The organism is Catenulispora rubra (genome assembly GCF_015356825.1).
In the GTDB taxonomy this organism is placed as follows: Bacteria; Actinomycetota; Actinomycetes; order Streptomycetales; family Catenulisporaceae; genus Catenulispora; species Catenulispora rubra.
The window spans coordinates 20,634-45,583 of the sequence record NZ_JAACYW010000023.1; the positions used below are offsets into that span (position 1 = coordinate 20,634).

Below are 24,950 nucleotides of genomic sequence, written 5' to 3' on the forward strand. Positions count from 1 at the left end.
TGGGAGACCCCATGTCAGAGGTGCAAGATCCCTCGCTGGAAGAAACCGTCCGGCACTCGCTGTCCGGCGGTGTCGGCTGGATCACCCTCGATCGCCCGGAAGCCCTGAACGCGATCACGGCCGACCAGCGCGATCGGCTGATCGCCTTGCTGCGCCAGGCCTCTGCCGATCCGCAGACGCGCGTCGTGGTCCTTACCGCTACCGGCCGTGGTTTCTGCACCGGTGCTGATCTGCGGCCGCAGCCGGGCGTCGCGCCGTCCGAGCCGCAGCCCGGGAACGTCGCCCGCACCATCCGGGACGGCGCGCAGGCCCTCATCGCCGCGGTCCTGGACTGCGAGAAGCCGGTGATCGGCGCGGTGAACGGCATCGCCGCCGGCATCGGCGCGCATCTGGCGCTGGCCTGCGATCTGGTGGTCGCGGCGGAGTCGGCGAAGTTCATCGAGATCTTCGCGCGGCGCGGGTTGGTGCCCGACGGCGGCGGCGCGCATCTGCTGACCCGGCTGGTCGGGGTGCACAAAGCCAAAGAGCTGATGTTCTTCGCCGACGACGTGCCGGCCGCCGAGGCGCTGGCGCTGGGGCTGGTGAACCGGGTCGTGCCGGATGCCGACTTGGAGAAGGCCGCGCGGGAGTGGGCCGAGCGGCTGGCGGCGGGGCCGACGCGGGCGTTCGCGCTCACGAAGAACCTCGTGAACCGCGCGCTGGAGGTGGACCGCGCCACGGCCTTCCGCGAGGAGGCCGACGCCGTGGAGCTGAACATGGCGACCCACGACGGCCAGGAGGGCGTGCGGGCTTTCGTGGAGCGCCGGGCGCCGGAATTCACCGGGCACTGATCGTTGTTACCCGTGCTACCACAGGGTTCTGCGATGTCCGAAGGGTGTTCGGTATGTCGAACGCCGTCTCTCTTGACGGGCCGTCAGTTCCCCTCCATATTGGCGATGTCCGTCCACGTATGCTGGGTCGAGCTGCACTTTTGATATAGCGAACGAGCTGGAGCACCGCGCAGCCGCACACAGCGTGACACCTAGGGGCTGGGACCATGCCTGCACAGGCCACCGCACGTGAGCACGCCGGGCGTGTCGCCGACGTCGCCGACGTCGCTCACGCCGACGCCGACACGGCCGCGAACGAGGCCGCGAACAACGTCGCGAACAACGTCGCGAACAACGTCGCGAACGTCCGCGCCGACGGGATCGTAGACGGCACCGCCGTCGTCGCCGCGGACTACCGCCGCGTCCTCGGCCACTTCCCCTCCGGGGTGACCGTCGTCGCGTCGGAGGACGCCGACGGGCCCGTGGGCTTCGCGTGCCAAGCGTTCTCCGCCTTGTCCCTGGACCCGCCGCTCGTGCTGTTCTCCGTCGGCCACACGTCCACCACGTGGCCGCGCATAGAGGCCACCGGCCGCTTCTGCGTGAACTTCCTTGCCGCCGACCACGAGCAGCTGTGCCGCGCGTTCGCGGTCAGCGGCGGCGACAAGTTCGCCGGCGTCGAGTGGAGCCGGTCCGAGCTCGGCTCGCCGATCCTGGCCGGCGCGCACGGCTGGGTGGACTGCACGATCGAGGCCACGTATCCCGGCGGCGACCACACGATCGTGGTCGGGCGGGTGCACGGCCTGGACGCGGACGGCGAGTCGACGCCGCTGATCTTCCACAAGGGCGCGTTCGGCTGACGCCTCAGCCGGTGGGTTCCTTCCACACGACCACGCCGCCCTCGATCCTTCCGGGGGCGATCGCCTGGTCCAGGAAGGTCTTGACGGCTGCCAGGTTCTGGGTGCCGTCGGCCATGACGACACAGTTCGCCTGCCACGTGGCCAGGTCCAGCTTCACCCGGTTCTGGATCGACGGGGTGATCGCCGGGGTGGCGCCGCCGCCGTTCTTGAAGATGTACGACAGCCACTGCGCGGTCCACAGCACGTTGTTCTTGCCCCAGGCGACCTGCTTGTCGGTGGCGGAGGTCGGCGACATCACCGGGCCCTGCGGGATGGCGAAGCCGGTGTCCGCGGCCGTCGACCAGGTCTGGTTGGTGCGGTCGCCGCCGTCGGACAGCGGGACGCCGACGATCGTGTCGTGCCCCGGCGAGACGCATTCCTTCCAGGCGTCCGACGTGAAGTAGTCCGGGATCGGCGTGCGCGGCGACGTGTCGAACACCCGCGGGAGCAGCGGGATCAGCGCCGCGGCCACGCTGCCGAACACCACGCCGCGCAGCACCTGCTGCGGGTGCAGGACCGCCTTGTCCAGGCCGAGGGCCAGCAGGATGCCGATGATCCAGCTCACCGCCAGCGCGCTGCGGATCGGCAGGCTGGAGGAGAACAGCGGCAGGTGCTGGATGTGCGCCCAGACGCCGTCCGACGGCAGCGGCCACCACCACCAGGTGATGGAGGCGTGGTCGAACACCGGCGTCGGACCGATGGACAGCACCACCAGGGCCAGCGCGGCGATCACCAGCGCCCGCGCGGCCGCGTTCCGGACCAGCCACGCCGCCAGCAGCGCCACCACGAGCAGCAGCGCCCAGCCGACCAGCGCGGCCTGCTCGGTGTTGCCCGGCGCCAGCGGGTCCAGCTTGGCCGGGTCGCCCCACAGCTCCAGGTTCGGATACACCGCGTAGGACTTCAGATCCGCCGAGTAGTAGGCGATGTCGAACGGGATGCCCTTGAACGACATCGGCCCGAAGAACTGGAACGACAGCGGATAGGCCAGCAGCGCGCCGGCCGTGAGGATCGCCACGCCGGCGCCGCGCAGGAAGGTCGCCGCCTCGGCCCAGGACTGCCGCGGCCGTTGCGCGATGTAGGCCACGAAGAACAGCATGACGCCCATCGCGGTCAGGAACAGCAGCTCCTCGCCGACGAACACCTGCGCCGCGATCAGAGCGCCGAGAACGATTCCGTTGCGCGTGCGATGCTCCGGCTCGCGCAGGCGCAGCACCCCGGCCAGGATCAGCGGCACCAGCCACTGTCCGGCCAGGTTCGGGTGCGCCAGCGAGTGCGACATCATCGACGGCGAGAAGCCCATGAACAGGCCGCCGACGAAGGCCGCGGGCTCGGTGCGGACCACGTGCCGGCGCAGGAACCAGCGCCAGGTGATCGCGGTGGCCGCGAGGTTGAAGGTGGTCAGCAGGGCGAACGAGACCGGTGCGCCGAACAGGTAGGTGATCGGGGACAGGACCGCCGCCGGACCGATGATCTGGGGGTTCCCCGCGAGGTTCATGCCGTCGGGGGCGTTCATCGTGTGCGTGAACAGCGGGTTCTGGAAGTGGGTCAGCGCGTGCTCGACGGCGGTCAGCTGCCACTCGAAGTAGAACTGGTCGTAGGGGTTGCCGGCCAGGACGCCGGCGATCGGGTGGAACAGCAGCTTCCAGGTGAGGAAGCCGGCGACCACGATGTAACAGAGCGAGACCAGCAGGCCGGTGCTGGGATTGAGGAGTTCCTCGACGACCCGGTTCGCGGCGCGGGCCAGGGGGTTGGTCGAGTCGATCGGGAAGCCGTGCGGCGCGGAAGTTTCGTCGGGGTCTGCGGTGCTGTCGGTTCCGTCAGTGCTGTCGATTCCATCGGCGCGGTCGCCGGCGGCATCCAGGTCGTCGGCGGTGTACGTGTCGTCTGCGACGTCCCCGACAACCGCCGCTCCGACGCCGTCGGTCTCGACATCGTCACGCGTGGGTTGTCCCGGGACGGAAGGCTGGGTGGGCGTGGACGGTTCCGTGAGCAGTGCGGCTTCGCTGTCGTGCTCCGGTGCGCCCTGCCCGCGCGGGCTCTCCGTCACGGCCTTAGCTTCCCCTCGTAGGTCTCAGAGCAAGAGGACCCCTCTTGCCAATGAGCCGTTCTCCAGGTCGTGGATCGCCTCGTGGATGTGCTCCAGAGGGTAGGTCTTTGTGACCAGTTCGTCCAGGAGTAGCTCTCCCTTCCGATAGAGGTCGACATACCTTTCGACGTCGAACTGGGGGTGTGAGGTTCCGTATCGGCAGCCCATAATCGTTTTGTCCATATACATCCCGGACACGAGGAACGTCCCCTCGGCGTCGCTGCGCGGCACGCCGAGCAGCACCGCGGTCCCTGACCAGGCCAGCAGGTCGGTCGCGGCGCGGATCAGCGCGGGATGCCCGACGCATTCGAAGACGTAGTCCGCGCCGCGCGGCAGCAGGTCCTTGACCAGTTGGACCACGTCCTGGCCGCTCGGGTCGACGAAGTCGGTCGCGCCGAACCGCCGCGCCGCCTCCTCCTTGCGCGGGTTGGTGTCGATCGCGACGATCCGGCCGGCGCGGGCGATCCGCGCGCCCTGGATCGCGTTCAGGCCGATGCCGCCGACGCCGATCACCACGACGGTCTCGCCGATGCCCACCTTCGCGCGGTTCAGGACCGCGCCGACCCCGGTCAGGACGCCGCAGCCGACGAGTGCGGCCGAGGCCATCGGCACGTCCTCGGGGATCGGGACGGCCTGTACTTCTTTGACTACGACGCGTTCGGTGAACACTGAGGTGTTGGCGAAGGAGAACAGCTTCTCGATCTCGCCGTCGGCGCCCTCGCGGGTGAACGGCTTGCTGATCTTGCCGAACGTCGCGCGGCACATCGTCGGGTGGCCCTTGCTGCAGGCAGGGCAGACCCCGCAGTGGTTGATCGTGGTGAGGCAGACGTGGTCGCCGGTTTTCACCCGGGTCACCGCCGCGCCGATCTCCTCCACGACGCCGGCTCCCTCATGGCCGAGGACGGCCGGGCCGGGGAACGGGATGGTGCCGTTGACGACGCTGAGGTCGGAGTGGCACAGGCCGGCGGCGCCGACGCGGACGACGATCTCGTCGGTGCGCGGGCCGCGTACCTCTATACCGTCGACGACTTCCAGCTTGCCGTTCTCGAAGACCGCCGCCCTCATGATGCTGCCCCTTCCTGGCCGGCCTCGGTCGCCTTGCGTTCCTCGGTCGCCTTCGCGTAGGCGGCCATCTTGGCGATCATCGGCATCGTCTCGACGCCGATCGCCTCCGGCAGCCGTTTCGCGATCGACTCGGCGGTCCAGGGCTCCTCGCCGTACATCGAGCGGATCTCCTGCGGCTGGTTCCACACCGCGATCCGGCGGCCCGCGACCGTGTAGATCTGGCCGGTGACGTCGCGCGCGGCCTCTGAGAGCAGGTAGGCGACCAGCGGGGCGACATCCTCCGGCTCCCCCATCTCGGCCATGTCGAACGGGACGTTGGCGCTCATCCGGGTGCGCGCCACCGGGGCCACGGCGTTCGCGGTGATGCCGTACCTGCCCAGGCCCAGGGCCGCGCTGCGGACCAGGCTGACGATGCCGCCCTTGGCCGCGCTGTAGTTGGCCTGCGAGACGCTGCCTGCGTGGTTGCCGGAGGTGAAGCCGACCAGCGCGCCGCCGCCGGCCTTGCGCATCACGGCGCTGGCGGCGCGGAAGACGGTGAACGTCCCCTTCAGATGGGTCTCGATGACCGGGTCCCACTCCTCCTCGGCCATGTTGAACAGCATCCGCTCGCGCAGGATCCCGGCCACGCACACCACGCCGTCGAGCCGGCCGTAGGCGTCCAGCGCGGTCTGCACGATGCGGTGCCCGCCGGCCATGGTGGTCACCGAGTCGGCGCAGTGGACCGCTTGCCCGCCGGCGTCCCGGATCTCCTGCGCCACCGCCTCGGCGACCTCGCTGGACGGCTCGCTGCCGTCGACGGAGACGCCGTAGTCGTTGACCACCACCGAGGCGCCCTCGGCGGCGCAGCCGAGGGCCACGGCGCGCCCGATGCCGCGGCCCGCGCCGGTCACCACGATGACCTTGCCTGCCAGGAAGTCGGCCACCTTGCTCGCTCCTCGGAGAGATCTGACGGTACGAATCTGACGGCATGTTAGCTAAGGTTCGCGACAGTGGACAGCACCAACTGACGCTGTGTCAGATATCACTGGGAGCACCTGGGAGCACCGCGATGCCGTTGCCCGAGCAGTTCACCGACCTCGCCCGCCGCGTCAACAACTGGGGCCGTTGGGGCCCCGAGGACGAACGCGGGACCCTGAACCTGATCACGCCAGAGCGGGTGGTGGAGGCGGCGGCGCTGATCCGCGCCGGCCGCCGCTTCACCCTCGCGGTGCCGCTGGACGAGGACGGCCCGCAGATCGGCATGGTCGAAGGGCGCGACAACCCGAAGCGCACCATGATCACGGTGAACGCGCAGGTGCTGGGGGAGCAGCACGCGTTCCGCACCTCGGACGACCGGGTGGAGATGGGCCTCCAGGCGTGCACGCACTGGGACGCGCTGGCGCACGTGTCGTACGAGGGCCGGCTCTACAACGGCTTCGACGCCTCGGAGATCACCGCGGCGGGCGCGGCGCACTGCGGGATCGACAAGGCGGGGCCGATCGTCGGACGCGGCGTGCTGCTGGACGTGGCGCGCGCCCTGGGCGTCCCCCGGCTGGGCGACGCAGCGCACGGACACGCGCTGACGCCGGAGGACCTGGACGCGGCGGCGGAGTTCGGGAAGGTACGGATCCGCCCGGGCGACATCGTGCTGCTGCGAACCGGCGCGATGACGGCGCTGAAGGCGGGGGACAAGCTGGCGTACAGCTACCCGACGTCGGGACCGTCGATGCAGACGGTGCCGTGGTTCCACGCACGCGATGTGGCGGCGGTCGCGACGGACAACGTGGCCTTCGAGGTGTACCCGCCGGAGCGTGAGGACGCGCAGTTGCCGGTGCATCTGTTGCACCTGGTGGAGATGGGAATGTTGCAGGGGCAGAACTGGGATCTGGAGGCGCTGGCCGAGGACTGCGCGGAGGACGGGGTGTACGAGTTCTTCCTGACCGCTTCGCCGGAGCCCTTCACGCGGGCGGTCGGGGCGCCGGTGATTCCGGTTGCGGTGAAGTAGGCGCGCGGTGTGCCCGAGGATCCGCTCCGCGCTATGGCGGCATACCGGGTGCGCGAATCGCTGATCGACCGCTTCGACTTCCACGGCTGAGACGGCGCTGGCCTGGTCGGTGTCGGTGTCGGTGTCGGTGTTGGCGTGGGAGTCGGAGTCGGCGTCGCTGGGTGCTGGTGCTGGTCGCCGGTCAGCTTCGCGCGGCCGCCTGCGCCACGTCGCGCAGCATCGCGGCCGTCTCCGGTTGCAGCGGCAGCCCCTCGCGCTCGGCGTAGCCCAGGAGGGTGTCGGCGTGGCGGCGGGCCGCGGGCAGGTCGCCGAGGGCGGCCAGCGCGGACAGGAGGTCGCGGTACAAGAGTTCTGATTCCGGGGCGGCCGCCAGACCGCGCAGGGCCGCCTTGCGGGCGCTGCGGGGGCTCTGCTCGCGCAGGCACGCCTCAGCGACGTAGTGGGCCGTGTCGATCGCCAGCGCCGCCATTTCGTGGCGGAGGGTTTCGGCCCAGCCGTAGCGGCGGAGCGGTGCGTCTTCGAAGGGGCGGCCACGGAGCAGGCTCAGGGCGCCGACCAGTTCGCCGTTCTGGGTGCGGTGCACGAACTCCAGCCAGTCGCAGGACACTGACGGCGCCAGGGTCACGCTCTCCGGTGCGATCCGGAGAAGCTGCTCGCCGTTGGCGTCCGCGCCGAGGGCCTCGCGCAGCTGGATCACCTGCGCGTCCACGATCCCCAGCGCGCCGGCGCGCGCCGGCCACAGGTCTTCGGCCAGCTGGTCCATCGAGCATCCCGGGTGCAGCATCACGTACGCCGCGATCTCGGCGAGCTCCGGCGTGTCGTCGGCCGCACCGGCGAGCACTATGGGGCCCAAGACGTCGATCGTGTACGACGGACCGAGCACGACGGACTCGTCGAGCGTCTCGGCGCGGTTCGGCATCCCCGCCGCAGCAGCCCTGCGCTGACTCCAATACGCACCCTGCCACTGCCCCGGCTTCCGAGGCGTCGCCATGCGGGCAGGCTCGGGCAGCGCCGGCGAAGAAGACGGCAACGCCAGCCGACCCGGTCGCGCATCCGTCGGGGCGTGAGCGCTCTGAGCGCCCGGCGCAGCCAACGCGGCACGTCCGTGCGGTCCCGGCAGGTCCGCCTCGATTCCCACCAACCGATCCTCGGCACGAGGCGGCGGCGGCTCTTCCTCCCCGTCCGCCGCCGGATCGAACTGCGGCAGGTTCGCCGGCTTCAGCGCCAGCCGGACCTGCTTCGCCGTCCCCGGCCCCGGCAACGGCGCGGTGGTCGTCGGCAGTGCGGTCGGCAGCAGCGCATCCACGCGGAACAGGTCGTCGACAGGCACGCGGAAACGGTTTGGCTGCACCGGATCCGGCGTCGCGATCAGCTCGACGCGCTCTACCGGATACATCTCGGAGTGGGACGAAGAAGCATCCTCGGCACCACCACCGGCCCCCCGCCCCGCGACATGCCGCCGCGGATGCGCGGGCTTCCGCTTCGGCAACGGCGTCTTCGTCCCCGAACCCTCGGCCTCCACCGCCGCGACCGACGGCAGGTTGAAAGCCCCGTCCTCGCGCGGCGCCGGCTTCTCCTGATCCGAATCCGCCGCCGACAGCTCGCGCACGACCGCCGCGTAGCGCTCCTCCCGCAGCGCCTGCACCCGCAGCGCGACCCCGGGCACCCCGGCCTGCGACCGCGGCGTGTGGAACGCCGGCCCGCCGATCGTCCACGGCGACAGCAGCTGCTCCCGGTCGTCGGCCACCGCCACCACCGCGATCGACGTGCGCTGCCGCCCGGTCAGCAGGTGCCGCAGCCGGTGCGTCAGCCTCAGGTCCGGCGCCACCGCCGAGAGCAGCACATGCGTCTTCGTGATCGGCGCCAGCTCGTCGTCCGGGTGCGTCCGCGCCTTGCGCACCGTCACGCCGCGCCGGTCCAGCACCGCCTCGACCCCGGCCGACCAGCGCGCCAGCGCCTCCACGGCGCGCACCAGATCCTCGGTGTGGTTCAGCGTCCCCGGCGCGAACAGCGGCGGCAGCTCCGCCCCGAAGCCGACGAGCGTCACCTCGACCTGCTCGGCCGCCATCCCGGTCGCCAGCTCCACGGCCATCGCCCGCAGCACCGATACTGCTTCGGCCTCCGGGGCCAGCAGCGAGACCCCGCCGGTCGCCTCCAGATCGACCAGGACCGTGTCGTCCTCCCCATCAAAGCCCAGCGACACCAGCGCCGGATACGGCGCCGGCGCGTGCCCCGGGTGCGAACCGACCTGCGCCCCGAGCGGGCAGATCCACACCCCGGGGCGCTGCGGGTCCGCGTAGAACGGCGCGACCGGCGGCTGCGGACGCGCCAGGTGCAGCTCCAGGCCGTGCGACTTGAGCACCGTCGTGCTGATGTCCGGCAGCCCCCGGTCGGCCTTGGTGAGCCGGGCGCTCAGGGTCCTGAGCGCGGCGTCGATGAGCACCTGGCCGGTCGGGTTGTCGACGCGGCTCAGTTCCAGCTCCCACTCCCCCGGCTGCCGCATCGAGATCCGCTCGCCGGGGCGCCGCCGCATGACCTTGCGCAGCCGCCGGTCCCCCAGCGCGCTCAACACGCCGGCGGCCAGCAGCCCGCCGGTCGCCGCGACCGTCTTGCCGGAGTCGTTGCGGGTCATGGCGAACGTGGACTCGCGGCGCGGGTCGCCGGCCGTTCCCGCACCGCCGGCGGCAACGTCAGAACCGCTAGTACCAGTCCCCGCCTCCAGCGCCAACCGCCCGCGCTCCCCGGCCGGGGCCGGCCGGTGTCGCCCCATGTCCGGCGGCATGATCAGCACCCACCCCGACTGCAGGAACTCGACGTAGCTGAACACCGTCCCGTCCGGCATCCGCCGGCCGTCGTTCAGCTCGGCGATGTCCGCGAAGCGGTTCGGATCGCCCAACTGCTCCTCGGCGATCCGCCACAGCGAGTCGCCCTTGCGCACGACATACGTCTGGTACTCCGGGGCCTCCTGCCCCGAAGCCGAAACGGAAACCGCACCCGATCGCGGCCTCGCCTGCGCGACGCCCCCGTCGTCCGCCATGTCACTCCTGGTCCAACCGCCGCCGCTCGTGCAGGTACTGCCGGTCGAAGACGTCCTGCTCGGTCAGGGACGGCTTCGGCACCGGTGTCATGTTCTGGAAGCCACGCCCGCCCTCGCGCTGCTGGTGCGGCGCGGGCCGGGACACGTTCTGCGCGGCCGGCGTCGGGGCGACGTACCACTGGTCGTTCCCGTACAGGAACCACTTGGGGTCGAACCCGGCGCGCTGCAACGTCGCCAGCCGCTCCGGCCGCTGCGCGAACACCGCGCGGCCGTCCGGCCCCGGGGCGAACACCTCGGTGACGACCGGCGCCAGCCGGTCCCCGAGCCCGTTGATCTCGACCACCCGGTCCACATAACGGCCGGTGGCGCGCGGCTCCCGCATGTCGGTCGCGGGTTCGGTGTCCATCCGGATGTCGACGATGTAGTGCAGGGTCTCCGCGGCCAGCTGGACCGCCGAGTCTCTGCTCATAAAATCTCTGCTCATCGTCGTCCGCATGCACAGCATCACGAACTTGTTGAACGCCTCCCGCGAGGATCCGGAGTGGATCGCGCACAGCGCCGCCCGGCCGCCGGTCGACACGGCCTCCAGCAGCGTGGCCGCCTCCGTGCCGCGCACCTCGCCGACCACCAGCCGCGCCACGTTCATCCGCAGCGCCACCTCGATGACGTCGGACAGCGTCACCTCGCCGATCCGGCGGCCGTCCGGGCCGCGCTCGGCGGTCCCCGGCCAGGACTGGTAGGCGACCATCCGCGGATGCCGCCCGATCTCGTCCAGGTTGAGCTCGAACTCCGCCTCGACCGTCGCGTACCGCTCCATCACCGGGATCTCGGCGGCTAGCGCGCGCAGCAGCGTCGTCTTGCCGGCGTCGAGCGGCCCGGTGACCACGATCGTCTGCCCGGCCAGCACTGCGCTGCGCAGGAACGCCGCGATCGCCGGCGACACCATGCCGCGCACCACCAGGTCGTCCAGCGTCACCTTCACGACCCGGTGCCGGCGCACGACCAGCGTCGGGCGCCGGGACACGCCGATGGTAGCGGTCAGCCGCGCGCCGCCGTCCACGGTCAGGTCGAGCAGCGGCTCGGCGGGAGTCAGGACCCGATGACGCCGGGCGGCCCAGGTCCGCATGTCGGCCAGCAGCGACTCGTCCGACGAGGCGATCCGCGGCGCCTTCTCCACCCGGCCGTCGGTGTAGACGACGTGGCCGTCGTCGCAGCCCCGGTATTCGATCGTTTCCACGTCCGGGTGGTCCAGCATCGGGGCCAGGCCGCCCATGCCGAAGACGGAGGCGCCCGCGGCCCGGCGCATCGCGTCCTGGCGCGCGTCGTCGACCGACTGCCCGCGCGCCGTGGCCCGGGCCGACCAGGAGTTCACCGCCTCCTCGATGACCGCCATGCCGAAGGCCCGGCGCTGCTCGTCGGTGCCGGAGTCGGGGCGCGGGAACTGCTCGGTGATCCGCTCGCGCACCTGCTTGCGGATGACGTCGACGCCCGGCCAGTCGACCGCCGAGAACGCGTGGATCCCCTGCGCGGGCTTGGGATCCGGCGGAAACTCCGAGCCGCCGCCGAAGCGGAGTGCGAGCTCGTGCCGCGAGCGGTTCGTCCCTTCGTCCAGGGGCTGGGCCGGGGCCGGGGGTTGGGACAAGGGCTGGGGCTGGGACAGAGGCTGGGCCAGCGGCTGGGACGGTGGTGGCGGTGGGAGCTGGCGACGGTTGGCGCCCTGCGCTCCTTGGAAGTGCAAGGCGTTCTCCACAAGCGGGGGCGGCGCGGGAGGCAGGGCGTGGGCGGCAGGCCTGCCCGGCGGCGGCCCGAGTTCGCGGACCGGCGCCAGCGGCGGCTTCGGTCCTCCGGGGACGGCAGCGGCAGGGCGCGACGGATCGGCCGGCGGGTGGTTCTCCCACGGCGGGGGCCCGGGATCGGGGAGCGCGACACTCTCCCGGTTCAGGAAGGCGATCGCGTCGCGCAGCTCCGAGACCTGGTCGCTGCGGCCGCTGCCGCGCGACCGGCCCGGCCCGCCGCCCTGTGCGTGCCTCGGGTCGAACTTGTCAGCCGGCATGGGCGGCCTCCCCGGGTACCACCGTCAGCCGGCGGTTCGAGGCGACGGTGCGCGCCGGCGGAGCCGGGCGGTTCAACTGGCGGTCGATAGCAGCTTGCAACTCCCGGATGTCCCTCATGTATCCCGAGCGTGAATAACCGTTCGGGAGGTTCCGGCGGCCCAGCAGCTCCGCGCCGACTTTCGTGTCGTGCCGCACCTCGGCGATCACGTCGATGTCCAGCGCCTGCTCGATCGCCGCGCGCTCGTTGTGGCGGCGCGCGCCGGGCGGGATCACCACGCCGGCCAGGCACCAGCGCGGGTCGGCGTGCGGCCGGGCGGCGGCCAGCCGCTCGGTGATCGTCCCGACCGCGTCGTGCGCCGCGCGGATCTGCTCCAGGTGGTCGCCGGTCACGATCAGCACCAGGTCGGCGTGCTGGATCAGGGGCAGCGGCGCGTACGGGGCGTGCAGCGGCCCGCAGTCCACGAGCACGTCCACCGTGCGCCGCTTCACCACCAGCGCGGGCAGCACCCGGGACAGCGGCTCCCAGAGCACTGACACCGCGGCGGCCTGCGCCGGCACCTGGACTCCGGCCAGGAACCGGGCCGGGGAGCTCGGGCTCAGCGGCTGGACGTAGCGGAAGACCTCCTGCCGGATGTCGGCGTGCTGGTGGATCGCGGCCAGTCCGAGCAGCCCCTTGGCCACGTCGCCGCCGCCCTGCTGGTAGCCGGCCACGATGTCGCCGTACCGCGGGTCGCACTCGGCCAGCAGCACCGGACGCGGCCACGCCTCGGCCAGTGCCACCGCGGTGGTGGTCACTCCGGGCGAGTTCTTGGCCGACACCAGGCAGATCATCGCCATGGCGCACCCGGGGTCGCGGGTCCCCGCGGTCGTCGGACCGGACGTCGGACCGGGCGGCGGCCTGCTGCTGCGGCCGCCGTCGGCGGGACGGACGGCGCGCTCGGGCTGACGCCGCCGCCGGCGGGCGGTGGGGCGGGTGCGGTACACATCGGCTGAGCTCTTTCCCGGTTGTTCGGTAGCGCGGTGGTTCTGTGTGGCATTGCGCGGACTTATTCTGATCGTTTCGACGCTGTCGGGTTCCCGCTGAAACCAATGAGAACTCTGATTCAGTTGTAACCAGTCGCGACCGATGTAGTCCTGTGGATTGGTCGGGATCGCCACCGGTGTCGCAGGGCCCTGTCGCGCCGGGCGAGCAGGGTCCCACCTGCTCCGATGTGCGGCCCCTGAGGCCGCCGGTGAGGTGCTGAGCTGGGGGTTCTCTGTGATTACGCCAGAGAACCCTGTATAGGCGCCGCGTCCCAGAGTGTCAATATTCGCCATCAATCAACGCCTGAGTGTGGGGGTGATGACCGGTGCTTGCCGCAGGCGGGTGGCGTGCCGTTGTGACGGGTGTGTCGCGCGGGATTTCCCTTACAGGGATTCGGAGATCAGGTCCGCGTGGTCCGCGGCGCGGCCGTACGCCAGCGACAGGGCCCAGGCCCGCTTGAGGTAGAAGTGCAGACCCATCTCCCACGTGCAGCCCATGCCGCCGTGCACCTGGATCGCAGACCTCGCATTCGCCACCGCCGCCTCGTCGGCGAGCAGCTTGGCCGTGGACACCGCGGCCGCGGCGGTCGGCAGGTCGGTGCCGTCGTGGCCGGCCGCCTCGTCCGAGAGCAGCACCGCGGCCGAGTGCACGGCGGCGCGGGCCAGCTCGGCGCGCGCGAACATGTCCGCGCACAGGTGCTTGACCGCCTGGAAGGAGCCGATGGCCCGGCCGAACTGCGTGCGCTGCTTGGCGTAGGCGACGGCGCGCTCGGTCAGGACCGCGGCGATGCCGACCTGGTAGGCAGCGGTGAGCAGGGCGCCCTCGCGCAGCAGCGCGTCGGCGGTGCCGGCGTCGCCGACGATCTCGCCGCGCAGCGGCTTCTGGCGCAGCCGGTGCAGCGGGACGCAGGGGTCCACGGGGTGGGGGACGGGATCGGCGCGCAGCTCGATCGGCTCCACGCGCAGGACCTGGCTGTGTCCGGCGACGCCGGGGGTCTCGCCTTCGACGATCTCGATGACCAGCAGCGCGTCCAGGGCGTCCAGGTGCTCCAGGATCTGTATCTGCTGATCGCCGCATGTCAGGTCGCCGAGTCCCACTCGGTACCGGCCGCTCGCGTACTCCGGCAGCAGCGATGCGGCCAGTGCGGTCGCGGTGAAGGGGCCGGTCGCCAGCGCGCGGCCCAGCTCTTCGAAGACGTGCACTGATTCGGGGTGGCCGAGGCCCAGGCCGCCGTCCGTCTCGGGGACCCGGACGCCGAAGATCCCGAGCTCGGCCAGGTCACGCCACAGGGCGACGTCCACGCCGCCGATGCCGGGCCCGGGTGCTTCTGCTGCTTCCTGTCCCGGGGTTCCCGGCGCGGGGTGCTTGGCCAGCACGTCGCGGACCGCGCCGGCGAGTGCTTGCTGGTCCTGGGTCGGCCGGAAGTCCATTAGCGCGCGCCCTCCTTCACGGTCCTGGCCGCTGTCGCCGAGGGTGGTGCCGGTGCCGGTGCCGGTGCTGGTGCCGCCGCCGCTGTTGCCGCCGTTGCCGACACCGAGGGCTCCTTGGGCAGGCCCAGGATCCGCTCGCCGATGATGTTGCGCTGGACCTGCGAGGTTCCGGCGGCGATCGTGTATGCCAGGGATCTGAGACGTTCGTAGCCCGGCTCGCCATCGTAGGTGCACAGGTCGTCGTCGAACGACAGTGCGTCCCGGCCGCGGACATCGGCGTGGAGATCGTCAAGGTGTTGTCGGGCCTCGGAAAACCTCAACTTGAAAACTGAGGAACCGGGGCCCGGGATGCCCGCCGCGGAATGCTCGGCCTCTGAAACGTTCCGCTTCACCAGGGCCCACAGGGCGTCGAACTCGGCCGCCAGCCGGGCGATCCGTCGCCGGATGCCGGAGTCCTCCCAGGTCGCGTTCTCCCGGGCCAGCGCGGCGATCTCCACCAGCCGTCGGCGCGCCCACACCACCTCGGAGACGAAGCCCGTGCCGCGCTCGAAGGCGAACGTCACCATCGCGATCCGCCAGCCGTCGCCCTCGGCCCCGACCCGGTTCGTGACCGGGATCCGCACGTCCTCCAGGATCATCTCGGAGAACTCGGTCGAGCCGCCGGCGGTCATCAGCGGGCGCAGCGTCACGCCGGGGGCGCCCATCGGCATGATCAGCCAGGTGATGCCCTGGTGCTTCGGACCGTCCGCCGGGCCGGTGCGCACCAGCAGTTCGCAGAAGTCTGCGACCTCGGCGTGCGAGGTCCAGATCTTGCGGCCGTTGACGACGTAGTGCCCGCCGTCGCGCACCGCGCGGGTCCGCAGCGCGGCCAGGTCGGAGCCGGCGTCCGGCTCGGAGAAGCCCTGGCACCAGATCTCGTCGCCGCGCAGTATCGCCGGGATGTGGCGCTCGCGCTGCGCCGGCGTCGCCTCCGCGATCAGCGTGGGGCCGGCGTGCAGCAGGCCGACGAAGTTGACGCCGACGTAAGGGGCGCCGGCGAGTTCGGACTCTTCGAGGAAGATCAGGTGCTCAGTCGGGGTCGCGCCGCGGCCGCCGTATTCGATGGGCCAGTTCAGGCCGGCGTAGCCGGCTTGGTGGAGCAGGGCTTGCCAGTGGGAGTCGTAGGTGCGGCGGGCCGGCCAGTCGTCCTGGGAGGGCTGCGGGTCCAGGGTCGGCAGGACGGTGTGGAGCCAGGTGCGCAGGTCTTCGCGGAACCGCTGTTGGTCCGGGGTGTCACGCAGCTGCACGGCGGCTCCTGGCGGTATCCGGGATCTGGATCTGGAGGTGAATAGCGGGTCGAGTGAATCTGACGGTCCGTCAGGTGAGCGTATTGCCAGCGCTCGCAGGCGACAAGACCCGCTCCACTTCTGATGCCGCGTCAGCTACCGTGCCCGGCATGCCGGTCGATCTGAACGCGATGCTGGAGCCGTCCCGCTGCGCCGTGGTCACCTCCGAGGTGCAGAACGGCGTCCTGGGCCCATCGGCCCTTTTCCCGGACCTCGCCGCCGCGGCGCGGCCGCACATCCCGGCCATGGTGCGGGTGGTGGACGCCGCCCGCGCGGCCGGCGTCCCGGTCATCCACGCCACGGTCTACCGCCGCCCCGACACCCGCGGCGCGAACACCAACGCCCGGCTGTTCGCAGCGGCGCTGAAGTCGGCGCGGCGCGAGGACGTCGAGGACCTGCTGCCGGGGTCGAAGGCGGCCGCGGTGATCGATGAGATCGGGTTGCTGGACACAGACATCGAACTGCCCCGGTACCACGGGCTGGGGCCGATGTACGACTCCGGCCTGGCCGCGGTGCTGCGCAACCTGGGCGCCAGGACGCTGATCCCGGTCGGGCTGTCGGTGAACGTCGCGATCACGAACCTGGTGATGGACGCCGTGAACGCCGGCTTCGACGTGGTGCTGCCGCGGGACGCGGTGGCCGGGGTGCCGGCGGCGTATGCGGAGGCGATGATCGAGAACACCTTGGCGGTGCTGGCCGTGCTGACGACCAGCACCGGTCTCGCCGCGGCCTGGAGCCGGTGAGGCAGGGGGTTCGCCAGACTCAGCGCCCGATCTGAGCCTCCCGCTGCCGCGTCGTCGAGTGCACCGGATCGGTGTCGAATCGCGGCAGCACCTCTCGTCCGAAGGTCTCCACCGACTCGATCGCCACGTCGATCGGCATCGCCGTGGACAGCATCCCGAACACCAGCTGGTCCGCGCCGATCGCCTCCACTGCCGCTACCGCGCCGGCGACCTCCTCCGGGGTGCCGATGCACATTTGCTTGGCTTCGATCACCGCGTCGATTGTGGCGCGGTCCATCTCCGGGATCCGGCCGCCGAGGTCGTTCACCCACTGGGGGCGCGGGAAAGTGTCCAGGTACTTCCACAGCAGGCTCTGGTGGTAGCCCGAGCCCATTGTGGCGGCGACTTCGCGGGCTCGCTGGCCGTCCTCCAGGCACACCAGTTGGGAGGTGACCATGACGTTGTTGTTGATGTAGCCGCCGACTGGGTTCTCGCAGCGGTCGATCTCCTCCTTGTAGATGGCGATCAGTTTGGCCAGATCGTCCATTGAGGCCTGGGCGAAGCAGAGGACGCCGATGCCCATTTCGGCGGCCTTCTTGAAGGTGCCCGGGGAGCCGGCTGCGACCCAGAGTGGGGGGTGCGGGTTGGTCAGGGGCTTGGGCAGGACGTTGCGCTGGGGCATGGAGAAGAAGCGGCCCTGGAAGGAGTAGTCCGTCTCCTTCCACATCCGGACGATCTGGGGCAGGGTCTCGTCGACCATCTCGCGCGTCAGGTCGGAGTCCTCGATGCCGAAGCCCTTGGTCTCGGTGGTTGAGGAGCCGCGGCCTACGCCGAACTCGAAGCGGCCGCCGGACAGGTGGTCCAGGACCGCCACCTTTTCGGCGACGCGGGCCGGGTGGCTGACCGGCGGGGTGATGTTGAAGATGCCGGAGCCGACGTGGATGCGCTCGGTGGCGGCGGCGAGGTAGCCCAGGAAGGCCTCGTTGGCGGACAGGTGCGAGTACTCGTCGAGGAAGTGGTGCTCGGTGGCCCAGGTGTACTTGAAGCCGGACCGGTCGGCCGCCTTGACCAGCTCGATCTCATCGCGGAGCCGGCTGGCCTCCGTGATGTCGGGGTGGTTCTGCGGTACGTAGAGGCTGTTGAAGAGGCCGAACTCCACGGTGTGCTCCTTCGTCGGTCGTGTTGAGCGCGGGAGGGCGCGGGCTGACACAGTGCCATCTGACGCACCGTCAGATATCGTACTGATCGGCTTTGCGGTCGCAAGAGGCACGGCTCTTCCGCCTGATCGCGGGCCGGAGTAAGACTGACTCACCGTCAGATCTGAGCTGGAGGACGCGGAGATGTTGGACGCCGAGAGTCTGTGGCAGCTGATCGAGCGCCGCGCCGAGGCCGACCCGGAGTGCGAGCTGCTGGTGGACTCCGGCGGCTCGCGCATGACGAACGGCGAGTTCCGCGACGCCGCGCTGCGCACCGCCGCCGGGCTCTACGACCTAGGCGTACGCGCCGGGACCGTGGTGTCCTGGCAGCTGCCGACGTGGAACGTGGGCTACGTCCTGATGGCCGCGCTGAGCCGGCTCGGCGCGGTCCAGAACCCGATCATCCCCATCTACCGCGACCGCGAGGTCGGGTTCATCATCCGGCAGATCGCGCCGGAGGTGGTGATCACGCCCTCAGAGTTCGGCGGCTTCGACTTCGCGGCGATGATCGCGCGGCTGACCGAGGGCACCGCGACGCGGCACATGGCCGCCGATCGCACGCTGCCCGAAGGCGATCCGGCGGTGCTCCCGGCCTATCAGGCCCCTGCGGAGCGCGAGCTGCGCTGGTACTTCTACAGCTCGGGCACCACCGCCGACCCCAAGGGCGCCCGGCACACCGACACCGCGATCCTCGCGGCGGCGCGCGGCATGCGCGCCTGCCTGGAGCTGACCGCCGAGGACATCAACGGGATGGCCTTCCCGCTCACGCACGTCGCCGGCCCCATCTGGCTGGCGTCGTCCCTGATGGCCGGGCTGCCGAACGTCCTGCTGGACCGGTTCGACCCGGCGGCGGCCGTCGACCTGTTCGGCCGGGAGAAGGTGACGCTCGGCGGCTCGGGCACACCGTTCCACCTGGCCTACCTCAAAGCCCAGCGCGAGTTCGTGAAGACCCGGCCGGGGCAGCGCGCGTTCCCGTACTTCCGGCTCTGCAACGGCGGCGGGGCGCCGCGGCCGCCGACGCTGCACGCGCAGATCCGCGACGAGGTCGGCGGCCTGGGCGTCGTCGCGGGCTGGGGCCTGACCGAGGCGCCGATCCTGACCATGTCCACGGTCCACGACCCGCAGTCCGCGCTCGACGACTCCGAGGGCCGCGCGATGCCCGGCGTCGAGCTGCGGGTGGTGACGCTGGAGGGCAAGCGCGCCGAGCCCGGCGAGGAGGGGGAGCTCCGGGCCAAGGCACCGCAGCTGATGCTCGGGTACGTGGACACCGGGCTGAACGCCGACGCGTTCGACGCAGACGGCTACTTCCGCACCGGCGACCTGGGGACGATCGACGCCGACGGCTTCGTGCGCATCACCGGACGGCTCAAGGACATCATCATCCGCAAGGGCGAGAACATCTCGGCCAAGGAGATCGAGGACCTGCTGTTCACCCACCCCCGGGTGGCCGAGGCGGCCGTGATCGGTCTGCCGGACGCCGAGCGCGGGGAGCGGGTCTGCGCGGTGGTCGTCGCCGCGGAGGGGGCGGGGAGCACCGAGGATGCCGAGCCGCTGGACTTCGCCGAGATGGTCGCGTTCCTCAAGGCGGCGGGGCTGATCACGCACAAGCTGCCGGAGCAGTTGGAAGTCGTGGACTGCCTGCCGCGGAACCCGACCGGGAAGGTCATCAAACGCGATCTGGTGGCCCGGTTCCGGGACTAGTACGAGGTGGCGGTACCAGCGGGGTGTACTGGTACCGCCACCTACGGGTCGGGCGTCGTTGATCGACCCCGTTCTCAGGCTGCTGCGGCCCTGAGAAGTGCTTCGGCCTCCGCCACGACGGTGACGGTGCTCGGCGTGGCGTTCGGCGCGGGCGGCGCCACGGGCCCGCGGTAGGTGCGCTGCGGATCGACCCCGGACAGCCGGGCCGCGAGCACGTCGGCCTGCGCCAGCACCGTCTCCCGGCGCCCCGACAGGCTGCGCCGGTGCTCGGCGCACGCCCCGAGCGCGTGGATGTGCGGGTCGGAGACGCTGCGCAGCGTGTCGTCGACGACGATGCCGCGGGCCACCGCTAGGCCGGAGGTCCACGCCAGCGCGGTGTTCGGCGCGGTGCCGCACGCGATGACCGCCAGGTCGCACGAGAGCCGGTGGCCGTCGGCCAGCAGGACGGCTTCGAGCGCGCCGTCGGGGCCGGGTGTCAGGGCCCGGACCCGGCAGTCCTGGTAGGCGATGACGCCGGTGCGGCGGAGCGTGAGGTAAGCGTCGGTCGGCGTTATCTCGGGCCGGGCCGGCGTCTGGTCGATGAGCTCGACGTGCAGCTGGTCTTCGGCGCGCATCGTGCGCAGCGCCGCCGCAGTGTCCAGGCCGGTGGTGCTGCCGCCGATGACGACCGCGTGCGTGGCCGTGCCCGCGGCCTCGGCCAGGCGCCGGAAGTCGGCGGCGTTGTGGGCCGAGTGGACGCCCGGGAGCAGATCCTCGCCGTCGGCGGTGCGCAGGCCCTTGATCGGCGGCAGCACCGGGTTGGCGCCGGTGGCCAGGACCAGGGTGTCGTAGGGCTGCACCCACTGGTCGGAGCCGTGCACGAGTCGGTGCATCCGGTCCACGGCCACGGCCCGGACCCCGGCCCGCAGGTTCAGCCGCGCGTCGGCCGGGGCGGGCAGCACGGCGCCGGCGCCGGCGAGCGTGCCGGGCAGCGCGGAGCGGTCGTACGCGGTGGCGCCCTCACCGGCGTAGACGGTGACGTCCACGTCGGCGTCGGCGCTCAGCAGGCCGGTGACGAGGCGGTGGGCCGCCAGGCCCCAGCCGACGACGACGATCTTCCTGGTCATCGTGGGATCCCTTCGGTCGGCGACGCGATGCCCCCACGATGGCCGACCGACGTTTCCCGGTCGCTTCGACGGTGTTTCCGCAGCCGTTCCGGTTTGTAACAAGGGAGTAAGCTGCGCTTCGCTTGGCATCGGGGGCTCGGAATCGGGGGAACACCATGCGTGAAGAGGTCAAACGACAGCGCGCGAAACTGATCGTCGGCGGGATGATGTCCGCGGCGGTGATCGGCTGGGGCGTCGCGGGGTGCAGCCATGACGATCACCAGCGGTGCGTCGACACCCGCGACAACACCGTGATCCCGGACCAGTACTGCGGCGACACGGGCACGAACTACACCTACGCGCACTGGTACCGCGGCGGCAGCGGCTTGAGGCTGGGCCAGCGCGTCTCCGGCGGCGAGGTCGGCGAGCACGGCGTGGTCCGCGGCGGCTTCGGCGGCCACGGCGGTTCCGGGGGCGAGGGCGGCCACGGCGGTGGCGAAGGCGGGCACGGCGGCTGATGCGCAGGGTCCAGAGCAAGCCGCGCGAAGGCTGGCAGCAGGCGGTCGAGTCGCAGGGCCTGGTCTTCCCGGTGACGACCATGGACGACGGCCGCGTCGTCCCGTACTGGTACGAGTCCGCGCACTACACCCTGACCACGGCCGAGGTCGACGCGCTGGAGGACACCACCGCGGAGCTGCACGCCATGTGCCTGGCCGCGGCCGAGCACATCGTGTCCCGCGACCGCTTCGCCGACCTGAAGGACTACGTCGCCAAGCCGCTGCTGGGCCGCGAGGGCGCCTCGATCCGTATCGTCACCGGCGGCGAGCACTTCGAGCAGCCGGGACACTACGGTCGGGAAGGGTACGTCTACCAAGAGTTCTCCGCACTTCCGGCGTTCCCCGGCAGCGACGGCGGCGGGCGCGCGGTACTCGGTTCATGGCTGGTCGACGGCGAGCCGGCCGGCCTGGGGATCCGGGAGTCGGACGGGCTGGTGACGGACACCTACGCGCGGTTCGTTCCGCACGTCATCGACGGGTAGCCGCTGTCCGGCGGCGTCCCGGTGTCGTCGGCAGTGTCGCCAGCCGGACGGTTACTGGGACGAACGCCCGCGATCAGCGACAATGACGGGCATGGCCGATCCGAAGAAGCAGCAGTGGGTCCTCACCCTGTCGTGTCCGGACACCCCCGGTGTCGTGCACGGCGTCGCGAACTACCTCCTCATGACGGGCTGCACGATTCTGGACAGCCAGCAGTACGGCGACCCCGACTCGGGCCTGTTCTTCATGCGGGTCAGCTTCGAGCGGGTGCACGACGAGGTGACGCTGGAACAGCTCAACAGCAGCTTCGCGGCGGTCGGCGCGACGTTCCGGATGGCCTGGCGGATCCACGACGCCAACGAGCTGATGCCGGTGGTGCTGATGGTGAGCAAGTTCGGGCACTGCCTGAACGACCTGCTGTTCCGGGCCAGCACGGGGGCGCTGCCGGTGCGGATCGCGGCCGTGGTGTCCAACCACGGCGACTTCGAGGACCTGACCCGCTCCTACGGCGTGGACTTCGTCCACCTGCCGGTCGCCCCCGGGGACGCCGAGGCCAAGGCGAAGGCCGAGGCGGCGCTGCTGGACGTGGTCGAGAGCCGGGGCGTGGAGCTGGTGGTGCTGGCCCGCTACATGCAGGTGCTCGGCAACGACGTGTGCAAGGCGCTGGAGGGCCGGATGATCAACATCCACCACTCCTTCCTGCCGAGCTTCAAGGGCGCCAAGCCCTATCACCAGGCGCACGCCCGCGGCGTGAAGCTGATCGGCGCCACCGCGCACTACGTCACCGCCGACCTCGACGAGGGCCCGATCATCGAGCAGGAGGTGGCGCGCGTCGGCCACGGCGTCAGCCCGGAGCAGCTGGTCGCGGTCGGCCGGGACGTCGAGTGCCAGGTATTGGCGCGGGCCGTGAAGTGGCACGCCGAGCACCGGGTGCTGCTGAACGGGAACCGGACGGTCATCTTCGCCTGAGCCGGCGGAAGGCCCTGAGAAGGCTCGTAGCGCTTCTCAGGGCCTCGTCTCACCGCGTCACGAGGGTCACGAGCGTCACGAGCCAGGTGACGACTGGCTTCCGGATGGCTGGCTGTACGACTCCCCCGGCGGCAACGCGCTCGACGACTGCCCTCCCGAAGGCGAGTGCCATGAGGGATCCCCGGGCGACGACTGCCATCCCAGAGGCGGACTCGACCAACCGGACGTCCCGCTCGACGGCACCCCGGAACCCGAAGCCGATCCCGGCGGAGGGGAGTAGGGCCCGCTCGAACTCGGCTCCATCAGCGCCGCCAACTGGCGGCTGAGGGCTTTGAGGTAGCCGAGCTGTGCTTTCGCGTACTGCAGCAGCTGGGGATCGCCCATGATCTTTGCCAGCTGGGTGTCGCTCAGCAGCGACACCTTCGCGGTGGGTGGCGCGATGCCGTTCATCGCGCCGCTGACGGAGGTGCCGACGAGGAGGTCGACGCGCGCGTCGTCCGGCAAGTCGCCGAAATAGCCGGCACTCTGCTGGCCCGAAGGCTCGGTGTTCACGACCACGCGCCCGCCCGCGGTGCTGGTCTGGAGGCAGCCCGAAGGGGCCGGTGTGCCGCAACCCGGCGGCTGCCCGTTCAGTGTCGCTGTCGGCTCCGTCGAGGGGAACAGATAGTTCGTGGTGCCGTCGGGCCCGGTGAGGATGAGCACCCAGCTACTCGTCGCCCGCACGCTGAATCCCGGGGGCAGCGCCGCCTGGATGAACGGCACCGAGCCCTTGGCGAAGTCGGCGTTGAAGTTCCGCTGCTCGTCGAACACCTTGCAGAAATCCGCCAGACTCCCCTTGAGGTTTCCCGGGGATTGGCAGTCCTGAGTCGGCCCCGAACCCGTCGGCTGCGACGAGACGCCTCCCATCGAGCGGTGCGTCGAGACGCCCGTCGGTGCCTGCCCGCCGGGGGCGGCGGCGTCGCCCCGGCTTCCGCCCCCGCCGCTCAGCGCGGCGACCCCGGTCGCCAACGCGACCACGGCCAACGCCGCCGCTCCGGTCAGCGTCCAGTCCCGGCGACGCCGGCGAGCGCCCCAGTCCATCGCGGGGTCGATGACGTCCCGCTGCGGCGGCTCGTCCTGCGGCGCGGGGAGGGCGCCGGACAACAGCTCACGCATGTCCTTCACAGTTCTCTTCTCCCAGCTAGTCACGGATGAGCTCGCTGACGGCCGCACCGAGCCGCTGCCGCAGGATGGCGATCGCGCGGGACGTCTGGCTCTTGACGGTCCCGGGGGAGACCCCGAGCGCCTCGGCCGTCTGGTCGACGGAGAGGTCCTCCCAGAACCGCAGGACGACGACCGCCCGGGCCCGGGGCGGCAGCGTGTCGAGTGCGCTGCGCACCGCGAGCCGCAGGGCGGCGTCGTCGGCCGGGGAGGCCGGTTCGGGGATGCCGTCGAGCGCGACGGTCGCGCGGTCTTTCTGCTTCAGGTCCAGGAAGGCGCGGTACAGCACCGTTCGGGCGTACGCGTCGACCGAGTCGGCGCGCAGCACCCGGGGCCAGGACCGGAACAGCCGACCGAAGGTCGTCTGGACCAGGTCCTCGGCGGTGTGCCAGTTCCCGCACAACAGGTACGCGCTACGGCGCAGATGGGGCTGAGCCCCCACGGCGTACTCACGGAACTGTTCGCGGGCGTCTGCCGAACCGCCTTGCGCCAGCGGGCTCTTGAGTTTCCTCACATCAGGTATGACCGGAGGATGGTCCGTGTGGTTGGAACAGGGACCGGGTTTCTCCGTTCCCTGCGAGCGCCCTGAATTGGGTCCTAGACCGGGACTTCATGGCCGATCGCCATCAGCAGCGCGCCGAGCTGCACGATCAGCTGCCGCTCGATGTCGGTGCGGGCCAGGTCCTGGTGCTTGAGCCAGTCCAGGACCGCGGTCTCGGCGGCCGCCACCCAGCACTTGAGCGTCATCCGGACGAGCGGATCCACGGGAGTCGGCTCGCTGAGCCCCTCCACCAGGAGCTCATAGACGGTGTCCTCCACGGAGTGCACCAGCGCCGCCGACTCCGCGCCGGAGCCGTACGCCGCCGAACCGCCGAGCAGGGCGACGAATCCGGCGGAGTGCGCCTCGGCGAACTCCACGAACGCCCGCACCGCGCGGTCCAGCCGCTGCAGCGGGGTGTCGCCGGGCTCGACCTGGGCCAGCCGCCTGGTGAGCTCGGCGGCGGCCTTGGACAGCGCGGCCGCGTAGAGCTCCTGCTTGGTGCCGAAGTAGTGGTAGACCAGCGCGCGCGAGGCGCCGGCGGCCTGCGCCACGTCGTCGACGGAGACGTCGTCGGGACCGCGCTTGGAGAGCAGGTCCAGCGCCGCCTCGATGAGCTCGTCGCGGCGGCGGTCCACCGACAGCCGGCGGCGGGGTGCCGTGCGCGTGGTCGAGCGGACGGGCTGGGAGCTGCGGGACTCGGACTGCACATCGCCATGCTGCCACGTCCGGGGCCGGGAACGAATCGGCAAGCGTGTCGCGACCATTCTCGAATCTGCTTCGGTCTGCCCG

Annotated in this window: 21 protein-coding genes; 8 read left to right on the forward strand and 13 right to left on the reverse strand. The window is 71.2% G+C overall.

All coding sequences use genetic code 11. The features are described from left to right. Window positions 1-11: 11 nt before the first annotated feature. Both GWK61_RS09390 and GWK61_RS09395 read left to right on the forward strand, forming a co-directional pair. A complete protein-coding gene (locus tag GWK61_RS09390) occupies window positions 12-830 on the forward strand; it encodes an enoyl-CoA hydratase/isomerase family protein (RefSeq protein WP_194907194.1) in 819 nt (272 codons plus the stop codon). A 206-nt stretch (window positions 831-1,036) separates the two neighbouring features. Continuing rightward, window positions 1,037-1,666, forward strand: a complete 630-nt coding sequence (locus GWK61_RS09395; RefSeq protein ID WP_228562009.1) for a flavin reductase family protein — start codon at window positions 1,037-1,039, stop codon at window positions 1,664-1,666. A 4-nt stretch (window positions 1,667-1,670) separates the two neighbouring features. Here the strand turns inward: GWK61_RS09395 and GWK61_RS09400 are convergent, their stop codons facing one another. From GWK61_RS09400 to GWK61_RS09410, 3 genes are read right to left on the reverse strand one after another with little or no spacing between them, the layout of a single operon-like run. Beyond that, window positions 1,671-3,752, reverse strand: a complete 2,082-nt coding sequence (locus GWK61_RS09400) for a DUF6311 domain-containing protein (RefSeq protein ID WP_194907196.1) — start codon at window positions 3,750-3,752, stop codon at window positions 1,671-1,673. Between the two features lie 24 nt (window positions 3,753-3,776). Next, window positions 3,777-4,856: a Zn-dependent alcohol dehydrogenase gene (locus tag GWK61_RS09405; RefSeq protein WP_194907198.1), complete on the reverse strand. Its 1,080-nt coding sequence runs from the start codon at window positions 4,854-4,856 to the stop codon at window positions 3,777-3,779. Further along, window positions 4,853-5,779, reverse strand: coding sequence for an SDR family oxidoreductase (locus tag GWK61_RS09410; RefSeq protein ID WP_194907200.1), 927 nt, complete (start codon window positions 5,777-5,779; stop codon window positions 4,853-4,855). The genes GWK61_RS09405 and GWK61_RS09410 overlap by 4 nt, the downstream gene beginning before the upstream one ends. 125 nt (window positions 5,780-5,904) lie before the next feature. Between GWK61_RS09410 and GWK61_RS09415 the strand changes: the two genes are divergently transcribed. Continuing rightward, a complete protein-coding gene (locus GWK61_RS09415) occupies window positions 5,905-6,840 on the forward strand; it encodes a cyclase family protein (RefSeq protein ID WP_194907202.1) in 936 nt (311 codons plus the stop codon). 181 nt (window positions 6,841-7,021) lie between these two features. On the opposite strand, the gene GWK61_RS09420 is transcribed toward GWK61_RS09415, so the two are convergent. The 5 genes from GWK61_RS09420 to GWK61_RS09440 form a co-directional block, all read right to left on the reverse strand. Continuing rightward, window positions 7,022-9,877, reverse strand: coding sequence for an AfsR/SARP family transcriptional regulator (locus tag GWK61_RS09420; protein WP_194907204.1), 2,856 nt, complete (start codon window positions 9,875-9,877; stop codon window positions 7,022-7,024). 1 nt (window position 9,878) lies between these two features. Beyond that, window positions 9,879-11,930 carry a TadA family conjugal transfer-associated ATPase gene (locus tag GWK61_RS09425; RefSeq protein WP_194907206.1) on the reverse strand — a complete coding sequence of 684 codons (2,052 nt, stop codon included), beginning with the start codon at window positions 11,928-11,930 and terminating at the stop codon, window positions 9,879-9,881. Further along, window positions 11,920-12,915, reverse strand: coding sequence for a CpaE/TadZ family protein (locus GWK61_RS09430; protein WP_194907208.1), 996 nt, complete (start codon window positions 12,913-12,915; stop codon window positions 11,920-11,922). Before GWK61_RS09430 ends, GWK61_RS09425 begins: the two co-directional genes overlap by 11 nt. Window positions 12,916-13,338: 423 nt before the next feature. Then, window positions 13,339-14,385 carry an acyl-CoA dehydrogenase family protein gene (locus GWK61_RS09435; protein WP_194907210.1) on the reverse strand — a complete coding sequence of 349 codons (1,047 nt, stop codon included), beginning with the start codon at window positions 14,383-14,385 and terminating at the stop codon, window positions 13,339-13,341. After that, a complete protein-coding gene (locus GWK61_RS09440) occupies window positions 14,385-15,671 on the reverse strand; it encodes an acyl-CoA dehydrogenase family protein (RefSeq protein ID WP_323747474.1) in 1,287 nt (428 codons plus the stop codon). The genes GWK61_RS09435 and GWK61_RS09440 overlap by 1 nt, the downstream gene beginning before the upstream one ends. Window positions 15,672-15,820: 149 nt before the next feature. Here GWK61_RS09440 and GWK61_RS09445 point away from each other — a divergent pair, with 149 nt between their 5' ends. After that, complete coding sequence (locus GWK61_RS09445) at window positions 15,821-16,453, forward strand: cysteine hydrolase family protein (protein WP_194907212.1); 633 nt, start codon at window positions 15,821-15,823, stop codon at window positions 16,451-16,453. A gap of 19 nt (window positions 16,454-16,472) precedes the next feature. On the opposite strand, the gene GWK61_RS09450 is transcribed toward GWK61_RS09445, so the two are convergent. After that, window positions 16,473-17,591: an LLM class flavin-dependent oxidoreductase gene (locus tag GWK61_RS09450; protein WP_194907214.1), complete on the reverse strand. Its 1,119-nt coding sequence runs from the start codon at window positions 17,589-17,591 to the stop codon at window positions 16,473-16,475. A gap of 181 nt (window positions 17,592-17,772) precedes the next feature. Here GWK61_RS09450 and GWK61_RS09455 point away from each other — a divergent pair, with 181 nt between their 5' ends. Then, on the forward strand, window positions 17,773-19,329 hold the full coding sequence (locus GWK61_RS09455) for an AMP-binding protein (protein ID WP_194907215.1): 1,557 nt from the start codon (window positions 17,773-17,775) through the stop codon (window positions 19,327-19,329). Window positions 19,330-19,403: 74 nt separating this feature from the next. Here GWK61_RS09455 and GWK61_RS09460 read toward each other — a convergent pair whose 3' ends face one another. Then, window positions 19,404-20,435, reverse strand: coding sequence for an NAD(P)/FAD-dependent oxidoreductase (locus GWK61_RS09460; protein WP_194907217.1), 1,032 nt, complete (start codon window positions 20,433-20,435; stop codon window positions 19,404-19,406). Window positions 20,436-20,590: 155 nt separating this feature from the next. Here GWK61_RS09460 and GWK61_RS09465 point away from each other — a divergent pair, with 155 nt between their 5' ends. From GWK61_RS09465 to purU, 3 genes are all read left to right on the forward strand, one after another. Next, a complete protein-coding gene (locus GWK61_RS09465) occupies window positions 20,591-20,932 on the forward strand; it encodes a hypothetical protein (protein WP_194907219.1) in 342 nt (113 codons plus the stop codon). Next, window positions 20,932-21,453, forward strand: a complete 522-nt coding sequence (locus GWK61_RS09470; RefSeq protein ID WP_194907230.1) for a glutathionylspermidine synthase family protein — start codon at window positions 20,932-20,934, stop codon at window positions 21,451-21,453. Before GWK61_RS09465 ends, GWK61_RS09470 begins: the two co-directional genes overlap by 1 nt. 82 nt (window positions 21,454-21,535) lie before the next feature. Then, the gene (gene purU / locus GWK61_RS09475) at window positions 21,536-22,420 is read left to right on the forward strand and encodes a formyltetrahydrofolate deformylase (RefSeq protein WP_194907238.1); all 885 of its coding nucleotides are present in this window, start codon (window positions 21,536-21,538) and stop codon (window positions 22,418-22,420) included. Window positions 22,421-22,495: 75 nt separating this feature from the next. Here the strand turns inward: purU and GWK61_RS09480 are convergent, their stop codons facing one another. The 3 genes from GWK61_RS09480 to GWK61_RS09490 all read right to left on the reverse strand — a co-directional run bounded on the left by GWK61_RS09480 (window position 22,496) and on the right by GWK61_RS09490 (window position 24,868). Further along, window positions 22,496-23,575 (reverse strand): hypothetical protein, encoded by a 1,080-nt coding sequence (locus tag GWK61_RS09480; RefSeq protein ID WP_194907240.1) that lies wholly within the window; start codon window positions 23,573-23,575, stop codon window positions 22,496-22,498. 25 nt (window positions 23,576-23,600) lie between these two features. Beyond that, entirely contained in the window at window positions 23,601-24,134 is a 534-nt protein-coding gene (locus GWK61_RS09485) for a SigE family RNA polymerase sigma factor (RefSeq protein WP_194907242.1), read from the reverse strand. An 83-nt stretch (window positions 24,135-24,217) separates the two neighbouring features. Next, the gene (locus GWK61_RS09490) at window positions 24,218-24,868 is read right to left on the reverse strand and encodes a TetR/AcrR family transcriptional regulator (RefSeq protein ID WP_323747475.1); all 651 of its coding nucleotides are present in this window, start codon (window positions 24,866-24,868) and stop codon (window positions 24,218-24,220) included. Between the last annotated feature and the right edge of the window lie 82 nt (window positions 24,869-24,950).

Bases quoted from the DNA above. Each gene is read 5' to 3' on its own strand.
- GWK61_RS09435 (WP_194907210.1), bottom strand. From the start codon at position 14,385: ATGGACTTCCGGCCGACCCAGGACCAGCAAGCACTCGCCGGCGCGGTC.
- GWK61_RS09460 (WP_194907217.1), bottom strand. From the start codon at position 20,435: ATGACCAGGAAGATCGTCGTCGTCGGCTGGGGCCTGGCGGCCCACCGC.
- GWK61_RS09425 (WP_194907206.1), bottom strand. From the start codon at position 11,930: ATGCCGGCTGACAAGTTCGACCCGAGGCACGCACAGGGCGGCGGGCCG.
- GWK61_RS09455 (WP_194907215.1), top strand. From the start codon at position 17,773: ATGTTGGACGCCGAGAGTCTGTGGCAGCTGATCGAGCGCCGCGCCGAG.
- GWK61_RS09415 (WP_194907202.1), top strand. From the start codon at position 5,905: ATGCCGTTGCCCGAGCAGTTCACCGACCTCGCCCGCCGCGTCAACAAC.
- GWK61_RS09470 (WP_194907230.1), top strand. From the start codon at position 20,932: ATGCGCAGGGTCCAGAGCAAGCCGCGCGAAGGCTGGCAGCAGGCGGTC.
- GWK61_RS09480 (WP_194907240.1), bottom strand. From the start codon at position 23,575: ATGCGTGAGCTGTTGTCCGGCGCCCTCCCCGCGCCGCAGGACGAGCCG.
- GWK61_RS09395 (WP_228562009.1), top strand. From the start codon at position 1,037: ATGCCTGCACAGGCCACCGCACGTGAGCACGCCGGGCGTGTCGCCGAC.
- GWK61_RS09405 (WP_194907198.1), bottom strand. From the start codon at position 4,856: ATGAGGGCGGCGGTCTTCGAGAACGGCAAGCTGGAAGTCGTCGACGGT.
- GWK61_RS09465 (WP_194907219.1), top strand. From the start codon at position 20,591: ATGCGTGAAGAGGTCAAACGACAGCGCGCGAAACTGATCGTCGGCGGG.
- GWK61_RS09445 (WP_194907212.1), top strand. From the start codon at position 15,821: ATGCCGGTCGATCTGAACGCGATGCTGGAGCCGTCCCGCTGCGCCGTG.
- purU (WP_194907238.1), top strand. From the start codon at position 21,536: ATGACGGGCATGGCCGATCCGAAGAAGCAGCAGTGGGTCCTCACCCTG.
- GWK61_RS09390 (WP_194907194.1), top strand. From the start codon at position 12: ATGTCAGAGGTGCAAGATCCCTCGCTGGAAGAAACCGTCCGGCACTCG.
- GWK61_RS09420 (WP_194907204.1), bottom strand. From the start codon at position 9,877: ATGGCGGACGACGGGGGCGTCGCGCAGGCGAGGCCGCGATCGGGTGCG.